Origin of the sequence: Micromonospora sp. NPDC049799 (assembly GCF_040656655.1) — a bacterium.
In the GTDB taxonomy this organism is placed as follows: Bacteria; Actinomycetota; Actinomycetes; order Mycobacteriales; family Micromonosporaceae; genus Micromonospora.
The window spans coordinates 1-3,998 of sequence record NZ_JBFAMU010000455.1 but is presented as its reverse complement, the minus strand read 5'-3'; the positions used below and the strand labels follow the sequence as shown (position 1 = coordinate 3,998).

At 73.2% G+C, this 3,998-nt stretch carries 3 protein-coding genes and 2 pseudogenes; 2 read left to right on the top strand and 3 right to left on the bottom strand.

Annotated elements, in window-relative coordinates; genetic code table 11:
• Positions 1-680: pseudogene (locus tag AB0I76_RS24320) on the bottom strand (hypothetical protein); the annotation flags it as partial.
• A gap of 139 nt (positions 681-819) precedes the next feature.
• Complete coding sequence (locus AB0I76_RS24315; RefSeq protein ID WP_357039677.1) at positions 820-1,191, bottom strand: YciI family protein; 372 nt, start codon at positions 1,189-1,191, stop codon at positions 820-822.
• 163 nt (positions 1,192-1,354) lie between these two features.
• On the opposite strand from AB0I76_RS24315, the gene AB0I76_RS24310 reads away from it, so the two are divergent.
• Positions 1,355-1,723, top strand: a complete 369-nt coding sequence (locus AB0I76_RS24310; protein ID WP_357039674.1) for a VOC family protein — start codon at positions 1,355-1,357, stop codon at positions 1,721-1,723.
• Between the two features lie 4 nt (positions 1,724-1,727).
• Entirely contained in the window at positions 1,728-2,162 is a 435-nt protein-coding gene (locus AB0I76_RS24305) for a VOC family protein (RefSeq protein WP_357039669.1), read from the top strand.
• A 49-nt stretch (positions 2,163-2,211) separates the two neighbouring features.
• Here AB0I76_RS24305 and AB0I76_RS24300 read toward each other — a convergent pair.
• A pseudogene (locus AB0I76_RS24300) lies at positions 2,212-3,906 on the bottom strand (penicillin acylase family protein); the annotation flags it as partial.
• Positions 3,907-3,998: the final 92 nt, after the last annotated feature.

Below are 3,998 nucleotides of genomic sequence, written 5' to 3'. Positions count from 1 at the left end.
GGGCGGGCGAGGCGGGCCATCACCGGCGCCTGGTCGGCGGTCGCCACCGGCGGCAGCGGCGGCCGGGACCGGCGGGTGGCGGCCACCGCCTCGTCGAGCCGGGCGAGCACCAGGCGGCGCTGGCCGACGGCATCGGCGTACGCCAGGGTCAGCCGGAGCCGGAAGTGGGCCGCGTCGTCCAGGGGTACACGGAGGCCCGTCGGCCGCCGGCCGTCCAGGGTGTGCAGCAGCGTGATCGGTGCCGTCGGATAGTGCGCGAGGCCGCCCAGCAGCGGGAACGTCCACTCGTGGTCGGCCTTCCGGCCGAGCAGGACCACCCGCCGGTCGGTGATCACGACGGTGCCGGCGTCGACCGGCCGGAGGCCGTGCGGCAACCCGCGTGCCCGCTTGCGTCCTCGGACCGGGACGACGGCGAGTTCCGTTGCGGGAAGGTCGGCGTGCCGGTGGGCCTCCACCCGCACGAGTTCCGCTCGGCGCTGTACGGCGACGACGACCTCGCCGTCGGCCAGCCGCACCGGCAGGTCCCGCGCCGGCCCGACCGGAACGTCCTCGGCCGCGGCCCGCAGGCGGAGCAGCCGGATCCCCCACACGTACCAGGAGGCCAGCGTGTCCTCGTAGGCACGCCGCCGCCGGATGTTCTCGCGTCTCGCCCAGCGGCCCCGCCATCGTGACCCGGCCATGCTCCGCTCCGTCACCGGAGCCCTCCCCCGAAGATGATTCGACATCGTGTCGGGTACAACCGCTCAGACCGCCGGAGGACACGGACGGCACCCGGATCGTCGGGGAGCCGGCCCCGTGCCGGCTCCCGACGCGCTCCGCTCAGGCGCCTCCCGGCCCCTCGAAGACCCGGCGTACGTCGACCTCGACGTCGACCCCGCTCTGGACGAACAGGTCCACGAACCGCTTCGCCCACTCCATCGCCTCGTCCTTCGACCGGACGTCGAGGATGGCGAACCCGGCGATGAGTTCCTTCGTCTCGGCGAACGGGCCGTCGGTGATGGTGGTGGTGCCCTTGGTGGCGGTGATGCGCCCGGACTCCGTGCTGCTCTTCTCCAGCCCCTCGCCCACGAGCAGGACGCCGGCCTTGGCGGCCTCCTCGATGTAGGCGCCCATCCGCTCGATGAACTCCGGGCTCGGGTCGAAGGCGCCCGGCTGGTTCTCGTCCAGCTTGTGCATGACCATGTAACGCATCGCGTGGTTCCCTTCGGCTGTGGCCCGCTCGGTGGGGCTCTCACTGACGCGTCGAACGGGCCGACGCGGATACGACATGGTCGCCCAGGAATTTTCGCGCGTCGCTGTCGGAGGGTCCGGTTAGGTTGACCACGACTCGACGCCGGACGCCCGGAGGGCCCCCATGATCGACCACCTCGGCATTCAGGTTCGTGACCTGGCCGCCAGCACCGCCTTCTACGACACCGTGCTGGCCACGGTCGGTGCCAAGCGGATGCTCGACTACGGCGAGCACATCGGCTACGGCGCGACGAAGCCCGACTTCTGGATCAGCGCCGTCCCGGGCGAGGGCGCGGGCCAGGAGGCGCACATCGCGTTCGCCGCCCCGGACCGGGCCGCCGTGCAAGCGTTCCACGACGCGGCCGTGGCCGCCGGTGCGGAGGTGCTGCACGAGCCGAGGGTCTGGCCGGAGTACCACCCGACCTACTTCGGCGCGTTCGTCCGCGATCCGGACGGCAACAACGTCGAGGCCGTCTGCCACGCCCCGGAGTGACCTGATGGAGCAGCGGATCAGCCTGGTCACCCTCGGGGTGGCCGACGTGCCCCGGGCACGGGCTTTCTACGAGCGGCTCGGCTGGCGCGGCCAGGAGGTCGAGGAGACCGTCTTCTTCCAGGCCGGTGGTCTGGCGCTGGTGCTGTGGGGGCGCGACAAGCTGGCCGAGGACGCGGCCGTAGCCGACAGCGGCGGCGGCGGTTTCGGGGGCGTCGTGCTGGCCCAGAACGTCCGCTCCCAGGCCGAGGTCGACGAGGTGCTCGCGGTCGCGGCGGACGCCGGGGCGGAGGTGACCCGGCCCGCGCGGGCGACCTTCTACGGCGGCTACGCGGGCTGCTTCACCGACCCCGACGGCCACGTCTGGGAGATCGCCTGGAACCCCGGCTTCCCCCTCGCCGACGACGGCACACTCACCCTCCCCGACTTCGGCACGCCCTGACGGGACGAGCCGGAGGGCCCGGTGGGCTGACCACCGGGCCCCCTGTCGGTCAGCGGCGCTCCCCCACCCGGTACGTGACCAGGTTCGGGTCGGCCCGCAGCTGCTTCTGGGTGAACTTGACGGTGTCCCAGCCCTTGGCCGAGTACAGCCGCGTCTGGTCGGCGTACCACGGTGAGTTCGGGTTGGCCGACTGCGAGTACGTGAGGATCTGCCGGCCCGACGGCCCGTCGCGGCCCAGCTCGACGGCCATCAGGAACGACGTGCCGTGCCGGATCTTCGAATAGCCGACGCCGGGTTGGAAGACGCCGATGATCATGTTGAAGACCCCGGCCTCGGCGCGCCCGCCGTGGATCGGGATGCGCTCGGTGCCGCGCGGCTCGGTCTGGATGTCGCCGAGGCGGGCGTCGAGCGGGATCCCGGCCAGCTTGCGGACCGCGTCGGCGAGGGCGGTGCGGACCCTCGGGTCCTCCACGGCGAGCCGGCTCGGCGTGGTGAGCGGGGCCGCCGGGTCGTACGCGTCGGCGAAGCGTAGCCCGCCGGCCAGGGAGAATTCGGTGAACAGGTGCGCCCCCCGGCTGTCCAGGTTCACCTTCAGATCCCACCCGCGCAGGGCGGTGCAGGCGGCGGCCAGGTCCACGATCGTGCCGTCGGAGGCCGTGGCCGTCGGCTGGGCTTCGCAGACGCGGACCAGGTCGTCGCGGACCAGCTCGCCGCCGTACGCCCGGTTGCCGAGCGTCACGTCCCACAGCTTGCCGGTGGTGAACCGCGTGCCGCGCAGCCCGTCGGTGCCGGCGAGGCGTTGCTGTACCTGCAGCACCCCGAGCCGGGTGCGCAGGCTCCGTGGGGTCCGCTCGTCGCCGATGATGCGCGGGTAGCCCTCCAGCGGATGGGCCGGGTTGGCCAGCCAGTAGCTGTCGTTGGAGTTCGTCACGTAGTCCGTGCGGACCAGCGCGGGCAGGTTCGCCGGCCCGAGGATGCCGGGAACGGCGGCGTCCGGGTCCCGGCCCAGCTCGCACGAGGAGCGGGAGCCGTCGAGGACGGCCTGGCCGCTGCTGGCGTACAGAGGCTGGAAGGGGGCCGGGATGCACGCGGCCGCGAGGGAGGCGGTGACCCGGGGCACGACCGAGTGGTCGGCGTAGAGGGCCTTGCCGTCGCGGTCGGCGGCGACGACGTTGACCCAGGGCAGGAACTGCCGCCGGTCCAGCACCGCCCGCAGCTCACCCACCGACGTGGCGCGGCCCATGGCGAGCCAGCCGTCGAGCGCGCGGTTGTTGGCGGCGTTGGCGTCGGTGATCGCGTACGCCGCCTGCGCCGTCCAGTCGAACGTGCCCGGCACCACGACGACCGGACCGAAGTGGGTGTCGAAGAGGGTACGGCTGACCGGCCCGGCCGAGGTCTGCACGGTGACCGTGCGGGAGGTCATCTTCCGGGGCTGGCCGTCGTAGAGGTAGCTCGTCGGGTCCCCGGGCACCAGCGCCAGCCGGTGCCAGACGAAGCGGCGGGCGGTGGAGACGGTGTGCGACCAGGCAACCCGGCCGTTGTGGCCGATCTCGACGATCGGGTCGCCGACCAGGGCCGCGCCCTCCACGTCGTACCGGCCGGGCACGGTGAGGTGCATCCGGTAGAAGCGCTCGCCGCCGTCCCACGGGAAGTGTGGATTCGCGAGGAGCATGCCGGCGCCGCTGGCGGTGGCGTCGCGCCCCAGACCGTACGCGTTGCTGCCCACCCCAGCCGGCGCGCCGTCAGCGCTGGCCGGACGTGGGCGGCGTCCACTCGCTCCCGGCCGGGATCTGTGTGGTCTGCCCGATCCCGTTCTCCAGGGCGGCGGCGGCCACC

What these genes read in the sequence shown, in the direction of transcription:
- AB0I76_RS24315 (WP_357039677.1), bottom strand. Translation starts at nt 1,191, where the DNA reads ATGCGTTACATGGTCATGCACAAGCTGGACGAGAACCAGCCGGGCGCC.
- AB0I76_RS24310 (WP_357039674.1), top strand. Translation starts at nt 1,355, where the DNA reads ATGATCGACCACCTCGGCATTCAGGTTCGTGACCTGGCCGCCAGCACC.
- AB0I76_RS24305 (WP_357039669.1), top strand. Translation starts at nt 1,728, where the DNA reads ATGGAGCAGCGGATCAGCCTGGTCACCCTCGGGGTGGCCGACGTGCCC.